17 protein-coding genes are annotated in these 22231 nt (G+C 46.6%); 16 read left to right on the top strand and 1 reads right to left on the bottom strand.

The genetic code is table 11. From position 1 onward, the window contains the following. Positions 1–42 precede the first annotated feature (42 nt). From FS628_RS06040 to FS628_RS05975, 14 genes are all read left to right on the top strand, one after another. The gene (locus tag FS628_RS06040; RefSeq protein WP_145319995.1) at positions 43–807 is read left to right on the top strand and encodes an SDR family NAD(P)-dependent oxidoreductase; all 765 of its coding nucleotides are present in this window, start codon (positions 43–45) and stop codon (positions 805–807) included. A gap of 155 nt (positions 808–962) precedes the next feature. Continuing rightward, complete coding sequence (locus FS628_RS06035) at positions 963–1652, top strand: response regulator transcription factor (RefSeq protein ID WP_145319994.1); 690 nt, start codon at positions 963–965, stop codon at positions 1650–1652. Beyond that, on the top strand, positions 1649–2653 hold the full coding sequence (locus FS628_RS06030) for a sensor histidine kinase (protein WP_145319992.1): 1005 nt from the start codon (positions 1649–1651) through the stop codon (positions 2651–2653). The genes FS628_RS06035 and FS628_RS06030 overlap by 4 nt, the downstream gene beginning before the upstream one ends. 116 nt (positions 2654–2769) lie before the next feature. Further along, positions 2770–3525: an ABC transporter ATP-binding protein gene (locus FS628_RS06025; protein WP_145319990.1), complete on the top strand. Its 756-nt coding sequence runs from the start codon at positions 2770–2772 to the stop codon at positions 3523–3525. Then, complete coding sequence (locus FS628_RS06020) at positions 3522–5447, top strand: ABC transporter permease (protein WP_145319988.1); 1926 nt, start codon at positions 3522–3524, stop codon at positions 5445–5447. Before FS628_RS06025 ends, FS628_RS06020 begins: the two co-directional genes overlap by 4 nt. Positions 5448–5646: 199 nt before the next feature. After that, on the top strand, positions 5647–6192 hold the full coding sequence (locus tag FS628_RS06015) for a ClbS/DfsB family four-helix bundle protein (RefSeq protein WP_145319986.1): 546 nt from the start codon (positions 5647–5649) through the stop codon (positions 6190–6192). Continuing rightward, positions 6192–6731 (top strand): CDP-diacylglycerol--glycerol-3-phosphate 3-phosphatidyltransferase, encoded by a 540-nt coding sequence (pgsA, locus tag FS628_RS06010; RefSeq protein ID WP_145319984.1) that lies wholly within the window; start codon positions 6192–6194, stop codon positions 6729–6731. Before FS628_RS06015 ends, pgsA begins: the two co-directional genes overlap by 1 nt. 190 nt (positions 6732–6921) lie before the next feature. After that, positions 6922–9591, top strand: coding sequence for a LuxR C-terminal-related transcriptional regulator (locus tag FS628_RS06005; protein WP_186327720.1), 2670 nt, complete (start codon positions 6922–6924; stop codon positions 9589–9591). A gap of 136 nt (positions 9592–9727) precedes the next feature. Then, positions 9728–11809, top strand: a complete 2082-nt coding sequence (locus tag FS628_RS06000) for an S-layer homology domain-containing protein (RefSeq protein ID WP_145319980.1) — start codon at positions 9728–9730, stop codon at positions 11807–11809. A 158-nt stretch (positions 11810–11967) separates the two neighbouring features. Beyond that, a complete protein-coding gene (locus tag FS628_RS05995; protein ID WP_145319978.1) occupies positions 11968–12393 on the top strand; it encodes a GNAT family N-acetyltransferase in 426 nt (141 codons plus the stop codon). A 49-nt stretch (positions 12394–12442) separates the two neighbouring features. Next, the gene (locus FS628_RS05990; RefSeq protein ID WP_145319976.1) at positions 12443–12877 is read left to right on the top strand and encodes a GNAT family N-acetyltransferase; all 435 of its coding nucleotides are present in this window, start codon (positions 12443–12445) and stop codon (positions 12875–12877) included. Between the two features lie 108 nt (positions 12878–12985). Further along, on the top strand, positions 12986–13408 hold the full coding sequence (locus FS628_RS05985; RefSeq protein WP_260870934.1) for a hypothetical protein: 423 nt from the start codon (positions 12986–12988) through the stop codon (positions 13406–13408). A gap of 175 nt (positions 13409–13583) precedes the next feature. Next, positions 13584–14804, top strand: a complete 1221-nt coding sequence (locus FS628_RS05980) for an RtcB family protein (RefSeq protein ID WP_145319974.1) — start codon at positions 13584–13586, stop codon at positions 14802–14804. 21 nt (positions 14805–14825) lie between these two features. Beyond that, positions 14826–16004 (top strand): DUF4272 domain-containing protein, encoded by a 1179-nt coding sequence (locus tag FS628_RS05975; protein ID WP_145319972.1) that lies wholly within the window; start codon positions 14826–14828, stop codon positions 16002–16004. Positions 16005–16164: 160 nt separating this feature from the next. On the opposite strand, the gene FS628_RS05970 is transcribed toward FS628_RS05975, so the two are convergent. Next, on the bottom strand, positions 16165–17202 hold the full coding sequence (locus FS628_RS05970) for a LacI family DNA-binding transcriptional regulator (protein ID WP_145319970.1): 1038 nt from the start codon (positions 17200–17202) through the stop codon (positions 16165–16167). Positions 17203–17729: 527 nt separating this feature from the next. On the opposite strand from FS628_RS05970, the gene FS628_RS05965 reads away from it, so the two are divergent. Next, on the top strand, positions 17730–19112 hold the full coding sequence (locus tag FS628_RS05965; protein ID WP_186327719.1) for an ABC transporter substrate-binding protein: 1383 nt from the start codon (positions 17730–17732) through the stop codon (positions 19110–19112). Between the two features lie 125 nt (positions 19113–19237). Continuing rightward, entirely contained in the window at positions 19238–22165 is a 2928-nt protein-coding gene (locus FS628_RS05960) for an extracellular solute-binding protein (RefSeq protein WP_145319968.1), read from the top strand. Positions 22166–22231: the final 66 nt, after the last annotated feature.

Raw genomic sequence — 22231 nt, 5'->3', positions numbered from 1 at the left:
GGCGATATGATCGATTGTAAATAGAGGAGACGTGGTATTGGAATGGGAACAGGAACAGGAAAAAGACACTTTATCATTACAGGTACATCGAAAGGAATCGGTCTACAGCTTGCAGAGTTGTTATTAGCCAAGGGTGAATGGGTCTACGGTATTTCACGCGGGAGCTCGGATCTGTTGGAATCAAGCGAGGAATGGAGCGGGCGTTATCAACATATTCAGTACGATCTCGCCGACCTGACCGGGATTGACGATTTGATTACACGCATATTGGACCAAATACCTTCTCAGGAAGCTGAATTCATTGGACTCATTAATAATGCAGCGATGCTGGAGCCACTAAGACCTATAGATCAATGCAGTGCGGCAGAGATAAGTCAGAGTCTCAACATCAGTCTCGCAGCCCCAATGATATTAAGTTCCTCTTTTATTCAACACACGAATCACCTGTCCGCTAGACGTAAAATTGTTAATCTCTCTTCAGGTTCAGGAAGTTATCCCGCGCCTTCCATGACAGTGTACTGTACATCCAAGGCAGGTATGAACATGTTCACCCAATGTGTATCCTTGGAGCAAACGGGAAAGCTGAATCCTGTTGAGATTATTGCTTTTGATCCGGGCATGGTCGACACGGAGTTACAGGCTGTTGCACGCGGAAAAAGTGCAGAGGAATTTGCGCTATCCGGGCTATTCAGCCAAGTTTATGAGGCAGGCCAGTTAAGATCGCCACAAGATGTAGCGAAGCAGTTGATCGAGCGGATCGACGAATACAGTGATGCAAGCCATGTTATACACTCCACCGAGAGTTAATATCGTATACTTCATTTTGCTCGTTTTCTTGTGGATTTCCCTGTACACTGGTAACAGCGATCGGAAGAACGATTCATAACGATAACGGTCACCCGTAATAACGGAGTCTAATGACCTATTCAACCTTAGAAGATCAGAAACGTAGGTGAAATCTTTTGTTTAAAATTATGCTCATTGAAGACGATGAATCGTTATTCAGTGAAATCAAGGAACGTTTGTCCCAGTGGTCGTATGACGTGTACGGTGTGCAGGATTTTGGCAAGGTACTGCAGGAGTACAGCAGGATTCAGCCGCAATTGGTCATTATTGATATTCAGTTACCTCAATATGACGGATTTCATTGGTGCCGGATTATTCGTTCGCACTCCAATGTGCCGATTATCTTTTTGTCCTCACGGGATCATCCCGCGGATATGGTCATGTCCATGCATTTGGGTGCAGACGATTTTATCCAGAAGCCTTTTCACTTCGATGTATTGATTGCCAAGATCCAAGCGACTTTGCGGAGGGTGTACAACTATAACACAGAGCATACTGAACTCCGAACCTGGCGCGGTGCTGCTATTGAATATGTGAAAAATACGTTGACCTGCGGGGATGAATCTGTCCTGTTGACCAAAAATGAGATGTTCATCCTTAAAGTGCTGGTCGAGCACAAAAATCAGATTGTTACCCGTGAAGATCTCATCCGGAGTTTGTGGGATCATGAGCATTTTGTAAGTGACAACACGCTGACGGTTAACGTTAATCGGTTACGGAAGAAACTTGAACCCATTGGATTGGACGGTTACATTGAAACCAAAGTAGGTCAGGGCTACATGGCAACGGAAGAGGCGGAAGCATGATCGGCAAGTACATACGAGAAAAGGCTAGTTGGTTGGGGCTACTGGTAAGCATGCAGCTTATTATCTTATTTGTGGCCTACATGGACTCGTCCATTCCATTCAGATCTGTAGCGTATATCGTAGTACTCAATGTGGTGGTATGTCTTGTTTTTATCTGGGCGAGATACCCGAAAGAGTCCCGTTTCTATAAAAAGTTAAATGCCTGGGATCATACCTATGATCTTGGGGAGCTTGACATCGCCGAGAGTCCGTATGAACTTATCGTACACGAGGCCATTACCTCCCAGACGCAGCGTTATCATAAGGAGTCATCACATCATTTTATCGCTCTGGAACAGGAGAAGGATGAGATGTTGTCCTGGATTCATGAGGTGAAGACACCCCTGACTGCACTGCAACTCATGATCGAGCGTTTGCCAGATGACAAGCTACAGACCCAAATGACATATGAATGGCTACGAATCCATCAGTTGCTGGATCAGCAGCTTCACCAGAAGCGGATTCCATTTATGCACAATGACTTGTTCATCGAAGAGACGGAACTTGAACCGGTGCTGAAGGGCGAGATTCGAGCCCTGAGATCGTGGTGCATTTCCAAAGGCATTGGCTTTGATGTCTCGCTCACGGATACTCGCGTGCTGACAGACAGCAAATGGTTAGGATTTATTATCCGGCAGTTGCTGAGCAATGCGGTGAAGTATAGTGATTCATCGGATATCCTCATCGAAACGCGGGAACAGGATGGACATATTGTACTGATCATTCAGGATCACGGGCGAGGGATTGAGACTCAAGATCTGCCACGTATATTTGATAAAGGATTTACGTCCACCCGAGGCAGAATGGATGGGGCGGCTACCGGGATGGGGCTATATTTGGTTCGTCAGGTGGTCCAGACGCTTCATATGAACATTCATGTAGAATCTTCTCCTGGCGAGGGCACAACCGTCACACTTACTTTTCCGCGAAAAAACGACATGGTGCATCTTGCAAGCGTGTGACAACAATGTCACATGCTTTTTGGTTTTGTTCGGTGAATCGCACGATAACACTGCACATCCCGATTATGATATAGACATGAGCATTTTGCAGAAGATCAAAGAGGAGTGAGTGGGATATGTGGATACTGGAAGCCAAAAAAATTCATAAAGTCTACGGTAATAAATTAAATAAACAGGAAGTGCTGAAGGGGATTGATCTCGGGGTAAGCAAGGGAGAGTTTGTCGGTATCATGGGGCCTTCGGGTTCAGGCAAAACAACACTCCTTAATGTACTTTCTTCCATCGATCGGGTGAGCCAGGGCACGATTGATATTGAGGGCAAGGAATTTACCGGAATGAAGGAGAAACAGCTTGCTGAATTTCGCAAGCATCATCTGGGCTTTATTTTTCAGGAATACAATCTGCTGGATACGCTAACGGTGAAGGAAAATGTATTGTTGCCGCTCTCCATCACGAACATTCCAAAGCAGGAGGTACACCGGAAGTTTGAACAGATCGCCCGTGAACTGGGGATATATGAATTGAAAGACAAGTATCCATCTGAGATTTCAGGGGGTCAGAAGCAGCGGACTTCGGCAGCACGAGCATTTGTCCACGAACCAAGTATCATTTTTGCGGATGAGCCGACAGGAGCGCTGGATTCCAAGTCCGCTTCGGATCTGCTGGGTAAGTTAAGTGATATGAACAGTGCAAGAAAGGCGACCATTATTATGGTTACCCATGATCCGGTTGCCGCAAGTTATTGCAGCAGAGTGATCTTCATTCGTGATGGTCAGATCTATACCCAACTGAATAAAGGAGACGAGTCCCGGCAATCGTTCTTCAACGACATTATCAAAACCCAGGGCGTGTTGGGTGGTGTGCAGCAATGAGCTTGAGTTATATCATCTTCCGCAATCTCAGGAAAAATCTAAAGAATTATTATCTCTATGTTTTTGCACTTGTGTTCAGTGTGGCCTTGTATTTTTCCTTTGTGACGTTACAGTATGATCCTTCCATGGATGAGGTGGCTGCTTCAACGAAAGGTGCGGCGGCCATAGGTGCTTCTTCGGTACTGTTAATTGTCATTGTCGGCATCTTTTTGCTCTATGCCAATACGATCTTTATCAAGCGGCGTAGCAAAGAAATTGGATTATTTCAATTGATTGGACTGACAAAGGGCAGAATTTTTGGCATTTTGAGTGCGGAGAACAGTATTCTCTATTTCGGCTCCATGGCCATCGGTGTGTTGATTGGGTTCCTTGCGTCCAAGCTGGTATTGATGATATTGTTCAAAATTCTCGGTGTGGACGCGATTACGAAACTGTATTTCTCTCCGATGGCGCTGATGCAAACGGTGATTGTCTTTACGATGATGTATCTGCTCATCATGCTGATGAACTACACCTTTATCAAGAGACAGAGCATTCTCTCGCTCTTTCGGGTGTCGGCCACTTCGGAGCAGCAGGTGCAGAAGATGTCTGTCGGACAGATGATTATTGGCGTCTTGGGCATTGCGCTCATTGTGTATGGATACTTTTTGTCTGCACGGTTATTCAGCGGTGAGGCAATGGATATGCAGCAGTTGATGTATACGATGATCCTGATTCTCTTCTCGGTCATACTGGGGACATACCTGTTCTATAAGGGTTCGGTAAGTTTTATTTTTAATCTGATTCGCAAAAGTAAAAACGGATACCTTACCATTCATGAGGTGTTGTCTTTATCTTCAATCATGTTCCGCATGAAGTCCAATGCATTGTTGCTCACAATTATTACAACCGTGTCGGCGCTTGCTATTGGCATGCTGTCACTCAGTTACATTTCGTATTATTCGGCAGAGGCTCAGGCCAAGGAAAGCTTGCCGGAGGATTTCTCTTTTGCTCAGGCGGAAGTGAAAAATCGCTTTGTAGCGGAGTTGGAACACAAACAGATTCCATATGAGGAGAAGCATAGACAGCCCATTTACATCGAAATTGATGCTCAAGCAGTGATGGATGAGTCCATGACGGAACAATACCTGTTCAGTAGTGTAGTCAGTGACAATATGGTAGATAACATCGATCTGCAACCAGGTGAAGTGGTCTTCATGGGATACGGAAATGCCATTCAGCAGTTGATTTCCATTCAGGAGACAGGTCCAATCGTCTTGCATGGATTGAAGCGAACGCTAGACCAACAACTGATCGGAACCACTAAACAGGGGGTTCTTCCTTCATACTATACTAGGGGCACGCCGGTTGCCGTAGTGGATGAAACGGTATATGAGCGATTGCAGCAGGATCTCGATCCCGAGCTTCAGAAAGCCGAGTGGGCTGAATACTATGGTGTGCATATTATGAACGAGGGACAGGCTGAAGAAGCATATGCTGTATATAAGGAGCAGCAATTGGAAGCTCCGAGCTTCTCCCAGCTTGAGTTCAAAAATAACCAACGTAACACTATGGGACTGATTATGTTCATTGTTGGTTTCCTTGGATTGACGTTCTTAATCACATCGGGGTGTATCCTGTACTTTAAGCAAATGAATGAGAGTGAAGAGGAGAAGGGCAATTATACCATTCTGCGAAAGCTCGGCTTTACGCAAGGTAATCTCTTGCGTGGCATTCAGATCAAGCAATTGTTCAACTTCGGTATTCCGCTTGTGGTGGGACTGAGCCATAGTTACTTTGCCGTGAAATCAGGTTGGTTCTTCTTTGGTACGGAGCTTGCGACACCCACGGTCATTGTCATGATAGTCTATACATTGTTATATTCGATTTTTGGCCTGCTGTCTGTGTGGTACTATAAGCGGGTGATTAAGGAAGCCTTGTAGAGTTGGGATCAGGAGTGTGCTGATATAGCAAAATAGGTTGAGTAAAGGGCAGCTGTATTGTTTACAGACTGCCCTTTTTTCTTACAGAAATGAATAGAGCAAACTGAAAAAAAGGATGATTATGGAATTAAGTCGAAATGATGATAGAGTCCATGATTCTGATTCATGTATAACGGTGAAACGAGGGGAGTGAAGTAGCGTGCCTGGAGTTCTTTATGCATCGAAGAATGAGTTAAGTGAGGCGATTCGACGCACCTATGTATTGTTTGAGGGTGAATTCAATGACATCCATAACAGTGACAAAGATAAGTGGGTTGAAGGTGTGGATAAGACCCCTGCCCAGATGATTGCCTACCAGCTGGGATGGATGAACCTGGTGATGGACTGGGAGCGCAATGAACAGTTGGGACATGAAAGTCATATGCCGGCACCAGGATATAAATGGAACCAATTGGGGCCGTTAAATGAATCATTTTACGAAAAATATTCAAGTTATACGCTGGAGGAGCTACGCTCTTTGTTTCGGGAGACAGAACAACAATGGCAGAACTGGATTGACTCACTGAGTGAAGAGGAATTATTTGTACAAGGGATGAGGCAGTGGACGGGAACGAAGCCCGGGTGGGCTATGGTGAAGTGGATCCAGATTAATTCGTTAGCCCCTTTTAAATCTTTTCGGACCCGAATTCGTAAATGGAAAAAAGGTCAGTTAGCCAACATGGATATGAGGAGTGGAGATATCTAATGAATCTGGCAAATAAAATCACGTTGGCTAGAATCGCGTTGATTCCATTGTTTATGATCTGTTTTCTCAATCAGCAAAGCGTGATGATTGCACTAATTATATTTGCAGTAGCGGCAGGTACGGATAAATTGGATGGATATGTGGCGAGGAAATATAATCAGATCACGAATCTGGGAAAGCTGCTTGATCCACTGGCGGATAAACTGTTGATTGCGGTAGCGCTGGTCATGATGGTTCAGGAGAGTATGATCAGTTCATGGATCGCTGTAATCATTATTGGACGTGAGATTGTCATTACAGCGTTACGAATGGTAGCGACAGAGCAGGGCATTGCTCTTGCAGCCGATCAGTATGGAAAAATCAAAATGGTGCTTCAGGTGGCAGCCATCATTGCCATTTTGTTGAACAATGTTCCGTTTAGTTTGCTGACTGAGGTGCGGGTTGATGTAATTTTATTGTGGCTGGCGGCAGGAGTTACGCTGTTATCGGGATTGAATTATATTGTAGTAAACTATAAGTTGCTACAGACAGGAAGATAGGGAGCGTCAATTAAATCATGTCTTCACAACCCAAATGGTACCCTGCATTCAACGTGCAGGGCTTGTTTGTCGTTGCTTCTGCTCAAAAATATGTGGGGCATGGCCATGGTTCCTTGTATACTTAGGGTATCTGAATGTACATATATTGAATCGGAAAAAAGGGCACCATGGTGCTGATTCAGGAGGACTTATGCAACAGGAACATACCGCTGGTCTGCACGGGGACTGGCTTCAATTTATGATTTTGACAACCAAACTGGAACTCCCGCCATTACCAGTGGATACAATGGACCGTCCGAGGCTCAGTTCACAACACAAAGAATTGTTCCAATCCAAAGTCACCTTGTTGACCGCCCCGGCGGGTTCAGGGAAATCAACACTCTTAGGTAGCTGGGTGAGAAATGAAGAAGCACATGTGGCATGTGTCTGCCTGGATGATAAGGACCAGGACCCACTTCAGTTCTGGCTCTACATCATTCATGCACTGGATCGAGTGAGAGAGGGATTCTGCGGAGATGTCCTGCCACATTTTATGCAAAGGTATCCAATAGATCCGAGATCAGCATTAATATTGTTGTTGAATCGTGTTGCCCAGGCTAATCAACATGTACTGCTTATTCTGGATGATTATCATGCAGTAACCCGGTCTGAGATTCATGAGCAGATGCAGTATTTTATTGAAAATCTGCCCCTATCTGTTCATCTCGTACTATCAAGTCGTACCTATCCTCCGTTCAAGCTTGAGAAGCTGCGTCTGCGAGGTGAATTGAAGCAAGTTACGCTTCAGGAACTGGCGTTTACGGAAGAAGAAGGCATTGAATACTGTCAGGAAATTATGCAGTTGGATATCGCCGGGCAAGAAGCGCGTGGCTGGGTACAGCAGACTGAAGGATGGGCTGCCGGATTGAAGTTGTTTGCTTTATCTCAAGGATCGCATGCAGAAGAGTGGGTGAACCCAATGAATTCGATATCATCTTCTCTGCCTCATGAAGATCAAGTGCAACTTGGCGAGAAGACAGTTTCGGATTATCTGCTTGAAGAGGTATTCCAGCGTCAATCACCAGAAATGCAGCAATTTCTGCTTCGGACATCCATCACGAGAAGAATGAACAGCAGTTTATGCCAGGTATTAAGTGACATGGTGGACGCCCCTCAAATGTTAAGACAGCTGGAGAGAGAACATCTTTTCCTTATTCCACTTGATCGGGAAGCACACTGGTATCGTTATCATCATTTGTTCTCTGCATTTCTAAAGCGTGAGCTGGCTCGTTGTGGCTCAGAACAAGTGAATGAGTTACATGCTATTGCTGCACTTTGGTATGAACAACAAGGATATCCGGCTGAAGCGCTGGATCATTATATTCTCGGGCAACATATGCAGGATGCAGCCAGACTGCTGGAAGAGTTGTTTGCCCATTTTATTATGGGAGAGTGGTGGACACTCCGGCGATATTTCGATGTTTTGCCACTGGAGATTGTGAAAGCCCATCCGAAATTATATATGTCTTACCTGTTCCTTGTTGCACGTGAAATGCCTTATGGACAGATGGTGAAGCAACTTGATGAATTGGAACACGTCATCCGGGTGCATCTTCAAGGTCAGCTTGAACCTGAGATTATCGGATATTTATTGCAAGTTATATGTGTAATGCGAGCTTATATGGCCTATCTGAACAGAGATTTGGATGGGTTGGCTCATTATTTGGTGTCCTATATTGATCAGGGATATCCCGATGATATTGCCTTTCAGTATATGGACTATGACCGGAGAGAGAGCATGCGCTTACGCAGCTTCCATGGAGTTAATGGCTACCTGAGGCGTGGTGAAGCCTGCTTTGGAGCGATTACGACGCGTTGGTATGCTGAACATGCTTATGTGACGTCCTACTATGGTGTAGGGTATGGTGAGATTTTAATGGAACAGGATCGAATAGCAGAAGCGGTCGGTTATGCGGACCGAGCGCTTGAAGTGGCTTTGCAGATCAAGGTGGCTGCGTTGCTCGTTCCTGCGTATGTACTCAAGGCCAGACTTGAACTTATACTTGGCAGACCTGAGGAAGGCTTGAAACTGCTTCAGCAGGTCTCGGGTTTATTATCTGTGAAGGATATGGATTACTGGCAACCTGCACTGTCAGCGCATCAATACCGAATTTTACTTGAAATGAGTCCCGTGGAAACGGCCCAAACCATTCTGGACAAGCCTGCAAGCGAAGGTGGTATGGCTGCTGAGATCAGTTGTGATCAGATCTTCCATTCCATGGTTCGCATACGTGCGATGATCGTCCTTGAACAGTATGATCATGCACGAGAGGAACTGAGACGAATCCGTAAAAAGGCTGAAGAACGGGACTGGCTCACTGAACAGGTAGAGTGTGCTCTGCTAGAGTCAATCCTGTTACAAAAGCAAGGATTCACAGATGCCAGTATTGCAACGTTATCTCGTGCTCTGGTGTTGGGTGGACCCGAAGGGTATATCCGTTCATTCGTTGCTGAAGGTGATCGGATGAAGCAGTTGCTGCAACAGTATCTGTATCTGTGCCGTACGAAAGAGATACAGGATCATGGTGTAAAAATGGCTTATGTGAAGCAGTTAATATCAGCATTTGCTAAAGACAAGCGGGGACGGAGCCGTTCCTCTTTAGGGGAAGCGAAACTTGATTCGAAGGAAGTTGGACTTAGTCCCATGGAGCAAAAGATATTCGGGCATATAGCGGAGGGTCTGACCAGCAAACAGATTGCAGCTGAGTTCGGTATCTCGCCCGGTACTGTTAATACGCATATTCGCCGAGTTTTTGCGAAGCTGGGTGCAAGTAGTCGTACTCATGCTGTTCAAATCGCGGAGCAACGGGGATTATTATAATTTTGTGAAACGGTGTCTACTCTTTTGTAGACTGTTTTCGAACGAAGGTCTCTCCTACAATGAAGATAATTAAATAACTCTGACGAGTCTTTGCGGAGACCAGGGTTTATGTTCATGTGGGAGGTAACATTAAGAGATGTCAACACGAATATCCAAGCGAAAAGTTCATACTAACAATAAGATCCGTAAGGTCTCGCCTTATTGGGCAGTCCTTCTGTCTTTATCCGTCATTACAGTTCCCGGGACAGTGAGCGCAGCGACCGATGCAGTAATCATTCGTGACTTGCAGGAGGCAGCGCCATGGGCCAAGCAAGCCATCGAAAGGGCTGCCGAGCAACAGGTGATTCTGCCGGACCAAGCAGGGAATTTCAATCCGAGCGCAACATTAACAAGAGGGGACCTTGCGTATGCACTGGCTCAACTTTTGCATATGAACGAGTTGTCTTCTAATCAGCTTCCAGATCTGTTATTCAAGGATTTGGATCGTAACGCGGAGAATGGATCCTATATTCATTCACTTCAATTGGCTGGAACTATAAACGGTTATCCGGATGGTACGTTTCGACCAAGGGGTCTGGTGACACGGGAAGAGCTGGCAACAACGATCATTCGGGCGCTCAAAGTTAAGGGGAATGATGAAACGTCAAATCAGACTAAAGAGTTGTTATTCAAGGATACCTCCGACATTAGTGCCTGGGCTCTGCCAAGTGTACAACAGGCTGTTGCGTTGGGAATCTTGAAAGGGGACAATGGAAACTTTGCGCCGAAGCGTTCTACTTCCAGACAGGAAATGGCCGTGATCGCTTTACGTACAACTGAAGTTATTCAAGCGCTTGAAGCTGCGAGTCAAGAGGGTGATCGTGATAACCCGGAATCCAATCCTGATGAGCCAGGAAAGGTAACTGAGGTGCAGGGAACGACTACAGGTGGCAATGCCGCAGGGAACGGTACTGGAAACGCAAACGGTGATTCCGGGACAACGCCAGGGAATGGAAATGGAAGTGGAAGCACGGGTGGAGGCAGTGGAGCTGCGCCAACCACTCCGACGAATCCTTCCACTCCGTCCAATCCAGGTACGGGGAACAGGGCGCCACTGGTTACTAGTGGCGGTATGCCTGATCAGGAACTTACACTAGATCATGCCGCATTGGACTTGAACGTCTCTACGTATTTTAGTGATCCAGATGGAGATCAATTGCAGTTCAGTGTCACAGCAGGAGATGAAACCATTGTTTCCTCCACGGTGGTTGAACAAGTGATTCAACTTGTACCACAAGCTGCTGGAGAAACATTGCTGACAATCAAAGCTGTCGATGTTCGGGGCGCAAGTATCACGGCACAACTCAAGGTTAAGGTGCAGCCCAACACGATAATCCGTCAATTCCCTGATCCGCATTTGGCTGGAGCGATTGCTTATTGGTTGCAAAAGGATGTGGATGATCCGCTAACCAAGGATGAATTGGTGGAGGCTCTCATTCAAACCAATGGAGGATTGTATGCGAGAAATGCGGGCATTTCCGATCTGACAGGAGTTGAGATATTCAAAGGATTGAACGTAACTGAAATCGACCTTTCCGGAAATGAAATAAGCAAAGCGGATGCCTCTGGGTTCGATAGACTGAATTGGCTTGATTTATCCGGTAACGAACTGACGCAGATTAATGTTACAGGATTGGATCAGCTGGAGCATCTAAAACTCGCGAATAATCGACTTGCTTTATTGGATGTGAGCGGACTAGACTCCTTACAAGAACTAGATATGAACAGTAATGAGCTTGTTCATCTACCAACTGGAATTGCTGGACTGTCTGATCTGCAATACTTGGATGTGAGTAACAATTCCATATCCCTGAGACAAGAGCCTGACTTCACACTGCATCACATGTTGCTGCAACGTGTGTACATGTATGATTTTGATGATGCACCTCCTGTACTGGTAGAGGCACCTGCGGATAATACCGCTTATGTTAATGGAGATGAGCTTGAAATTGACCTGTCCTTCATGTTTGAAGATGAAGATGACGCTGGTCCAACCCTCATCCTACTCGCTGACTCACCTGATCCACAATTGGCAGAGGTCAAAATGGTTGGACAGAAATTATACGTTACAGCACTGGAGACGAGTAGTGAGCTTATTCGGATTGAGGTGAAGGCCACGGATTCCCTAGGTAAAATTTCTATAGGTCATGTGTACGTTGATCTGAGAGAAATAGAGTAGAGTATTTTAAAACAGCATATGTGAACTAATGCAAGTTACATCGACGTGCCTTCCTCTATGGAAGGTGCGTTGTTTTTATTTTTGTGGGGAATCAAATTATGTTAAAATATGCAAGAAATGAATGAGGCTGCGAGTAATGACGATAGGGGGAGAAGCGGATGTCTGATATAAACATCATTGCAAGTACTGCGGAGGAATCGGAATATGTTCGCCAGCAATTAGTCGCATACAATGCGACCCATGTGAGTGAGGAATTAAGGAATCGGTACGAAGAATTGAATTTTAATATCAAAAATGAGGCTGGCGAAATTGTCGCAGGAGTGCTCAGTACACTTTGCTGGAACTGGGTGGAACTTGATATTCTCTGGGTAGATTCTGAACAACGGCATCGGGGTTACGGCTCCCAATTGCTACATGAGGTCGAACGTCTTGCGCGCGAGAAATCCTGTGATTTTATTATGTTGAACACCTTCTCATATCAAGCACCGGAATTCTACAAGAAGCACGGATACCAATTGATCACAACGATAGAGGATGCACCAAGAGGGCATCATCACTACTATTTCAAGAAGGACCTCACTTAAGATAGAATAATAGAACACCAATTAAGAGAGAACGTCAGGGGGACAGGTTATGGTTACAATCAAGGCCATTGAACTACAGGATTTATCGGCTTTAAGCAAACTGTATCATGAGTTAATAGGAACGCCGTCGCACGAGCAGCAGATGCAGAAAATGTTTCATTACATACAGCAGAATGGTCATTATCACGTTCTGGGTGCATTTTACAATGGCGAACTTGTCGGGTCTGTTATGGGGATTGAGTGTATGGATCTGGTAGGCCAATGTAAACCGTTCATGGTTGTGGAGAATGTGATTGTATCGGATCGGGTGCGCAGGCAGGGGATTGGTCAGAAGCTGATGCTCCAGATTGAGCGGATTGCCAGGGATCTCGGATGTGAATACATGATTCTGGTGTCTGGCGATCAGCGTAAGGAAGCGCATATATTCTATGAGAAGCTGGGTTTCAAGGATGAGAAGGTTCAGGGTTACCGGAAGCATATCTGAATAACCGAGCCTGTGAAAAGTTCTTGTACGAGTGGAAGGATTACTTAATGAGCATGGCGAATAAGGCATAGTCTTAACAAAAGAGATGAATAAGAGGGAGGCACTCTCGTGTTCAAAAAATGGGCTAATGTGTTCATGATTCTAAGTCTGGTATTCGCCGTCTGCTCCCCAACTTCCCATGCTGCTGCCAAAACGGTTAAGGTCACCGTGACGTTGGTGAGCGCTGAGCTTGTGGAAAATAACTCTGTTGGCAACGAATGGGCCATCGGAGCAAGTGTGAACGGCAAAGATCTGGAAGAGGGTTCGTCAGTCACCTTAAACCTCAAATCCACGGGTACATTGAAACTGGAAGGCATCGCCGAAGAACAGGACAAGATTCCTGACTATGGGAGCAAAAGTACCAACGTCAAACTATCTTCGTTCTCCAAATCAACCAACAAGACGCTTTCCGTGGTGGTGACTGAGAATAGAGGGCGATATTCTGGTAACACAGCGACTTGGGCGTTCAAGTTTAAGATTAGCAAGAAGTGAATAGGAATCACCTGTGAGAAAAGGGAGCCGAGCTCTCTTTTTTTTATGCGCGAATAATGGTGAACTGAAGGAAGACGACGTTTCGAGCCACACTGATCTTTGTTAAACTAATGAGAGCAACAGATAGAAATATAAGATGAAGTTCCAAAAAAGTACATAGGAGGTTAACACGATCATGCGTATTGTAGATAACATTAAAGTCTGGGGGGAGCCGCTGGAGAACGCCGTAAGTCAGGCGGTGACTTGCTCGCAATATGGAGATGTACTGGGTGTGGCTCTGATGGCCGACCATCACAAAGGCTACTCGCAACCCATCGGTGGTGTTGTCGCTTACCGGAATATGATCAGTCCGTCAGGTGTCGGATACGATATTGCCTGTGGCAACAAGGCTGTGCGCACGAATCTGATGTGGGACGATATTCGAAATCAGATCGCAGAGATCATGGATGACATCAATTCGACCATTTCTTTCGGCGTGGGCCGCAATAATCCAACACCGGTGGATCATGAATTGTTTGATGATGCGAGCTGGAAGCTGTTGGATACCATTGAACCGGGATTACAGCATAAGCTGAAGACACTCGCACGCAACCAGCTTGGAACTGTAGGCAGTGGCAATCATTTTGTGGATATTTTTGTAGAAGAGGCAACGGGAAAGGTATGGATCGCGAATCATTTTGGCAGTCGCGGGTTCGGTCACAAAGTGGCGAGTGGATTCCTTAACCTCGCTGCAGGACGCGAGTTCAGTGGTAAAGCTCCGGGCGAATCGATGGATCAGCCACCTACACTGTTTGACCTAAATAGCGAAATGGGTGATATGTATTGGGACGCAATGACTTTGGCGGGCCGGTATGCCTATGCAGGGCGTGACTATGTCATTGAACAGGTGCTTGGAATTCTCGGGGCAAGTGCTGAATATGCCGTTCATAACCATCACAACTTTGCCTGGAAAGAACAGCACAAGGGTGAAGAGGTAGTCGTGGTCCGCAAAGGCGCAACGCCGCTGGCACCCGGGCAGCTCGGTTTTGTCGGTGGAAGCATGGGAGATATCTCGGTAATTGTGGAGGGGATCCACAGCGAAGAGAATACCGAATCATTCCGCAGCACTGTGCACGGAGCAGGGCGTACGATGAGCCGAACCCAGGCGGCTGGCAAAATGAACTACAAGCTGCGCACACGCATGGGCGGTGAGATTAGTGAAGCACAGATGCATGAAGCAATTCGTGCCTATGGGGTTGAGCTCCGGGGAGCGGGCACGGACGAAAGTCCGTTTGTGTACAAGAAACTGCAAGACGTACTGAACGCACATGCGAATACACTGAAAATCAACCATGTGCTGCGCCCAGTAGGCGTTGCCATGGCCGGAGGCAATGAATTCGATCCGTATAAGGATTAGTCAGAGGAGAAGGTGAACTTCATGAGAAATTGTGCGATATATAGCTCTCAGTTTGACCTGGATCAGCTGTTTGAAGTGATTCAATCCATTTATCCTGAGGGTTCGATTGAACGCCGGGAAGATAAGACCCATATTCAAGTGACTCAGAAGAAATGGTTCAGTAAGAAAACCAAAGGCTTTAATATCATGACCAGCCAGACGCATCCTGAGGAATTTACGACAATGATTCAGGGGATGCTTGGATTTTTGGGTCAGATTCAAGGGCGCAATGCTGCGCTCCAGGAAAAGGTACTGATCAAATGTTCCACACTCAATATGGTGGTTGGTATTGAGACGGAAGAGGACATATCGGAAGAATTCTTCGGCGAATTGTTGCGGTTGGCTGATGCGCTGGATGCCGTCATCTTCTGGGGAGGTGGATCTCTGCTCAATGCACAAGGCCAGCTATTACTGGATGTGAATGGAGAATCTGAGGTGGAGGATTACACGGTGACAGCACACACCAGTTTCCTTGACGGTAACAGCCCCCAGTCGGAGTCTGGCATTCAACGTAAAGCGCGTTCAGAGCAACTGTTGACTGAACAAGGCATTCCGTATAATGCGAACTTGCCCGCAAGGGCCGGAGACGAGCACACCACGATTCGGAGTAAAGAGGAAGTTGCGCGCCGTGCGGTTGCCCTATGTCTTGCTGCGCTTAAAGGAGAGTGTCTGGGAGCTGGCGAAAGTGCGGAAGATACCGCAGCGCTGGTTCAGGAAGTGATTGACAAGTATGAGGCTGAATCCTTTTTCTCACCCGTAGAGAAGAGGTTTATCGATCAGCACGGAGCAGAGCAGCAGGAGATCATATCCTTCTCCTGGGGATATGAAGCATACCACGTGATGTTGTGGGCGCTTGGTTACGTGAAGGAACTAGGCGCACCAACGGAGTTGTGTAACGTAGGGAAGGATGTCGGTTATTTGCAGCAGAAGGATAGCTTTACGGAATTTCTCACGGATGCATCCCTGCGTAGCAAGAGCGAGATTCTGGATGAAGCAGATCTGATCTACCGTTACAACTGGGTGTGTGTGGATAGTCGGGTAAATGACAGAACGCCTCCCGCTGGTTTGAATGGCGGGGTGGCTTATGAACGTCACCGTGCATTGAACTGGCTGATCTGTTACCTGGATCAGGACTGGGATGATGTGCGCACGGATACGTAGAACGGCCCAACATAAAATAATCAAGCCAAATAACCCAAAAGCCGCATGATTACACGGTTAAAGGGGTATTTGGCTTGCTGTTCTGTGTGGCATAAGTGTTATTCCATATATGATTTTCAGTATGTACACTCACATATGTACCACCATGTACCCTACCTTTTTAGCCGCTATGCCGGCTGAACTGTTCACGAATAATAACGTCAGCAAGAATCAGCTTTTTCTCTACGCTGCTCTCTGGGTTCGCAATGCGCCATAACATCTGATCCACTGCACGTGACCCCAGCAATTCCTTGTTCACATTGACTGTGGCCAGTAAGGGAATATTTTCGTATAGATTATCAAACCCGGTGACAACACACTGATCGGGCACACGAATGCCCATACTCTCAAGAGCTTCTATGGTGTATAGCCCATAGAAATCATTCGCACATACAAACACTTCAGGCAGGGTATCCTCATTGATCACTGAAGTGAACGTCTGGCGGAACTCATCCAATGCCTGATTACTTAGCTCGGGAATCTGGTGTATCTCCATTCCATGGCCCATGAGCACAGAAGTATAAGCAATCCAGCGTTCATAGAAGCTATGAGCATCACTGATATTGCCGACGAACTGGAAGGTTTTGAAGCCCTTGCGGAGCAAATAGAGCATGATCTCGCGCATGGATGCAAAGTTATCGGTAAATATGCTGTCACTGTGGAAAACAGGGTCCAGATGATCTACCATCACAACCGGAATGCCCAGACGCTTGATTTCAAGTAGAATCGGCGTCGAGATGGAACCAACGGTAATAATTCCCCGAATAGCATCCGGATTCAATAGCGTGAACAACTGATCTGCTGAAGGTTCCGTCAAGGTCAGGATATTTATACCTTTCTGGTTCAGCTTGGACGAGATTCCGTTAAAGACAGGTCCCCAGTACACGGACTCTTGATTTTGATAACGAACATTGGGAAACAAAATCAAGATGGTACCGCTTGAACGTGTGTTCTTCGGGTCGTGTGATTCACTGCTGTGAGACAGTTCACCAGACAAGATGCTGTTATCTTTGAAATATCCAAGTTTGCCGGCGGCCTTGAGAATAACATCCCTCGTCTGATCGCTAACTCCCGATTTTCCAGACAAAGCTCGTGACACCGCGAATTTCGACAAACCCGTAAAATGTGCAATTTCCTGAATTGTTACCTTCGTTTTCATCATACCATCCTTACACTCGTAGTTCTGCCGTATTCCTTATTTGGAGCGATATCCAACTGATTCTAGTATAGCATGATGTATTTCTCTTAATCTAATAACGGATAGAGAATTCAAAATGTTAGTGATTCGCAGTATTTTACGATAGCCATCCAACGTGAAGGTAAGCACATTTTCAGATAGTATGACGAATTTTGTCTCAGGAATTATTATTTTGTTATTTAAATAAAATAACAAATGATTGAAATGTAGTGCTGATTATAACAAGTGTGTACTTAGGGACTGACCTGGTGAATAAGTTGTAATACAGCTAAAATATAGATTTATCAGCATTTTATCAGAATAAATAGAAAATGTTAACAACAAAAATGTTGACGCTTACATTTTGCTGTGTTAAATTTTGTTTGTCAAAAACAAACAAGAAAATAACAAATGGTGGTGGTCGTTTATTTTCGATTGGTTGATGATCGGGGTTAATGAATTAGCGTGGACCATGATTGGCATACACATTCGGGGAGGTTGTTAAAATCATGATTAGAAGATGGAATGTTCTACCTCTGATGTTATTGGCTGTGATTCTTTTTGTATCCGCTTGCAGTGGTGGGGGAACAACGCAGACGGGGACTGATGCAGAGGGAACAACGAACTCAGGCAACAGCACCGAAGTTGCTGAAACAGAGAAAGAGGACGTAGCGGAAGAAGCTGTGGCGAATGTGCCTGATCTGGGTGGACGTGTCATCAAGGTTGCGGCCTGGTGGGATCTGAAACCGGCGGGAGAGACGGCCTCGGATAAGGCCAGACTCGATAAAATTGCAGAGGTAGAGAAGAAATACAACGTAAAACTGGAGTTCGTCAACGTACCTTTCGAAGAATACATGAACAAATTTACAACGTCTGCACTAGCCGGCGAACCATTCGCTGACATCGTTCAGATGGAATACAAATCCGCACTACCAGCCATCCTCAAAGGGCAATTGTTGCCCATCTCCGAATTCACTACACCTGAGAACAACATCAACCAAGAGGCAAACCTGATTGCTAAATTCCCTGCCATTGCAGGCAACGAATACGCCTTCGAATCTCCAACCAGCATCGGTCTGGGACTTCACTATAATCGTGACTTGTTCAAAAAACTGTCATTACCTGATCCGCAGGAACTGTATAGCCAAGGTGAATGGAATTGGGATAAATTCTTGGAACTCGCCAAACAGGCAACCAAAGATACGGATAATGACGGCAAAACAGATGTATACGGATTTTCTGGCTGGGCCCTTGATGTCGTTCGTCATTTTACTGCAGCCAACGGTGGAACCATCGTGGATGATACCAATAGCAAAGAAGGATTATCCGATCCGAAAACGATTGAAGCTGCTGAATTCGTGAAACGCCTGTATAACGTGGAGAATGTCGTGAAGGTCAAAACCGGCGACAAAACCAACTGGGAGGAAAGCAATACGTTCAAGGATGGAGACGTAGCTCTGTTCACTGCTGCTGAATGGCAGTTGGGCGATCTCACCTTTGCTGTCGGCGTTGTACCGATTCCGAATGGGCCACAGGGTAGCAAAGAGGTAACGTATGCAAACAACGCGGCATCGGCGAAGTTCATTCCGAAAGGTGTGGAGGATCCGAAGATCGTCTACCAAATCTATGAAGAGACCTTCGACATCCCGCAGATCGAAGAGTATCCAGGTCAAGATTATCTGGAGAGTCGTTATACCGATGAGAAGGATATTGCGATCATTCGCGAGCACATCGCTGGAACGGGCCGCATTTTACTGGATGATGCTTACACGGGTTACCCATTTGGAGATTACGTGAACGATATCATCAAAAACAACGCTTCCGTGACAGCAACAGCCGAGAAATACAAAGCACAGGCACAAGCTGCAATTGATAAACTCGGCAAACAATAACAACACTTATCACCAGCAAACGATTCAGGCAGGGGCTCGTGTCGGCAAAGTTGCACGGAGCCCTTTTTTCCTGAACCACCAAATCGGCATTGCTGGCATCAGCCTTGATGAGGAGGACTCGTAGGATGGCTGGAATTCTACAACGTAAGAAATGGATATTGTCCACAGTAATCATCGTGGCGGCAGCCTGCATCATTCTATATGTAACTTCCGGCGCTGATGTGAAGAGTGCAAACATTCCGCCTGGCAGTCTGCCTGCCATTGAAGTGGATGCAGTCTTGCAGCAGACCCGGCAGAAAAAGGGGTACGAACAGTATCGATCCGGAACGGATCAGGCTACACAGCCGAATGTGGACATCACCATTGAAGCAGGAGATTACATAAAAGCCGAAGGTGAAGACGTCCGCAAACTGACTAATTATGAGGGAATGGATGGTGTATCTCTCCATACCGGAGAGACCGGACAAGTCGATTGGACCATTAACGTGCCGGAGACCGGGCTGTATAACCTGTCCGCCATCTATTATCCCGTTGAAGGCAAGAGTTCGGCCATTGAGCGTGCATTGTACATTGATGGTGAACTTCCTTTTGCGGAAGCCGCCTATTTGCAGTTTGACCGGGTGTGGGCGAATGAGAAAGATGTCGTGGAGCAGGACAATCAAGGCAATGACCTACGCCCGAGACAAGTGGAGCAACCACGCTGGATGGAAGAAACGTTTCAGGACTCCGACGGGTACGAACAGACTCCATTCAAGTTTTATTTGGAAAAAGGGGAACACACGCTAACGCTAAAATCATCACGCGAACCCATGGTGATTCGGTCCATTCGTCTTTTCAATGAGAAGACAGCTGTTCCTTACGCGGAAACTGCAGGTGCACAACAGTCGGATTCCTCCGGACAGCCGAAGGATGTACTTATTCGCATTGAAGGAGAAGCCGCGATTGCCAAATCTTCACCTACGTTATACCCGACCAGCGAAAGGTCAAGTTCTGCTGTATCTCCTTACAGCGCTTCCCAGGTACGCATTAATACGATTGGCGGCTTTAACTGGCGTCTGCCAGGACAATGGATTGAATGGGAAGTGGATGTGCCGGAGAGTGGACTTTATCATATCGGTTTTACCGGACAGCAGAATTTTGTCAAAGGCATCTATTCCACACGCAAGCTCACCATTGATGGTGAAGTTCCGTTTGCAGAGATGGCCAAAGCCCCTTTCCGTTATCAGAGTGACTATCGCATTGACGTCATGGGCGGCAAGGAAGCATACAAGTTTCACTTGGAAAAAGGAAAGCATGTGCTACGGCTGGAGAACAGCCTCGGAGATTTTGCACCTCTTATCCGCAATGTGGAGGACAGTCTGTACAACTTGAACTCCATGTACCGACGAATTCTGATGATTACAGGTACAAAGCCTGATGAATTCCGGGATTACCGGGTGGAGAAACAGATTCCGAACCTGCTGGAAGTGTTCAGCGGGGAAAGTAAACGACTCAAAGACGTGGCCGCACAGCTTCGTCTTCTGTCAGGACAGTCCAGCGATCAGGAAGCGCTGATCAAGACGATGGCGTTGCAACTAGACGAGATGATCGACAAGCCGGATACCATTCCAAGACGGCTCTCGGCTTATAAAACCAACACGGGTGGTCTCGGAACATGGGTGCAGCAAGCACGAGAGCAGCCCCTTGAGATCGATGCACTGTACGTCACTTCGATTGACCGCGATATTCCCGGAACAGGCATGGGACCACTCGCGAAGCTTGGTCATGAAGCAAAGATATTCTATCATTCGTTCTTCATTGATTATAACCAGATCGGCAATGTAGCTACATCTGAAGATCAGCGCACGGTAACGGTCTGGATTGGTAGCGGACGTGACCAGGCGAATACGATGAAAGCGATGATTGACAAAACCTTCACACCAGACAGTGGCATTAACGTGAATCTGAAGCTGGTCAACATGGGAACCTTGCTGCCAGCAACCTTGTCCGGTGAAGGACCCGATGTTGCCATGCAGATCGGTAATGACCTACCCGTGAACTTTGCGATGAGGAACTCGGCTGTTGATCTGACGCAATTCAGTGATTATAGCGCCGTGGAACAGGAGTTCAGGGAAAGTGCAATTGTGCCGTATGCCTATGATTCAGGCGTATATGCCCTGCCGGAAACGCAAACCTTTAACATGCTGTTTTATCGTAAAGACGTGCTCGAAGAACTCGGACTTGAAGTGCCTCAGAACTGGGAGGATGTCGAGGCTCTACTCGCGATTTTGAGCAAGAATCACATGGAATTCGGCATGCCGGTTGTGACCCAGGCGAATATGCAGGGTGTCAATATTCCGCCGAACTCGCAGTATGCAACGATGCTGCTCCAGAACGGCGGCGCCTTCTATCGTAACGATGACAAGGAATCGGATCTGGATTCCCGGATCGGAATCGAGACCTTTAAGCAGTGGACGGAATTCTATACCGATTACAAGCTGGAGCGGGAATATGATTTTGCCAACCGTTTCCGTACAGGACAGATGCCTATTGGACTAACGGATTACACCATGTACAACCAGCTGTCTGTATTTGCACCGGAGATTCGGGGACTGTGGGGATTCGTTCCTGTCCCAGGAACCGTTCAGGCAGATGGTACCTTGAATCGTGACGTCCCGGGTGGAGGCAGCGCGGTCATGATGCTGGAGAGTGCCAAGGATCAGGACGCGGCGTGGGAGTTCATGAAGTGGTGGACCAGTACGCCGATTCAGGCTGAATTCGGACGGGAGATGGAAGGACTGATGGGTGCGGCTGCCCGTTATCCAACGGCCAACATCAAGGCGCTGGATTCCCTGCCTTGGCCTGCGGAGGATTATGCGAATCTCAAAGCCCAATTCGAAACCGTGAAGGGTATTCCCGAAGTACCTGGTGGTTATTTTACAGGCCGCCATCTGTTCAATGCATTTTACAAAACCGTTGTTGGCCAAGTGGAAGCCAGGGAATCCATCATGGATTATACCCAATATATTCAGGACGAGATTCGCGTCAAGCGTAATGAATTTGGTCTTCCGTAAGCAGAGGGAGGGTTAATCGTGCCACAAATATCACTCCGAGACGGACAAAACAGTCCTCCTGAGAAA

It is taken from the genome of Paenibacillus xylanexedens, from assembly GCF_007676705.1.
GTDB lineage: Bacteria > Bacillota > Bacilli > Paenibacillales > Paenibacillaceae > Paenibacillus > Paenibacillus xylanexedens_C.
Note: the sequence above shows the minus strand (reverse complement) of the source record. Positions and strands in the feature narration are given on the sequence as shown.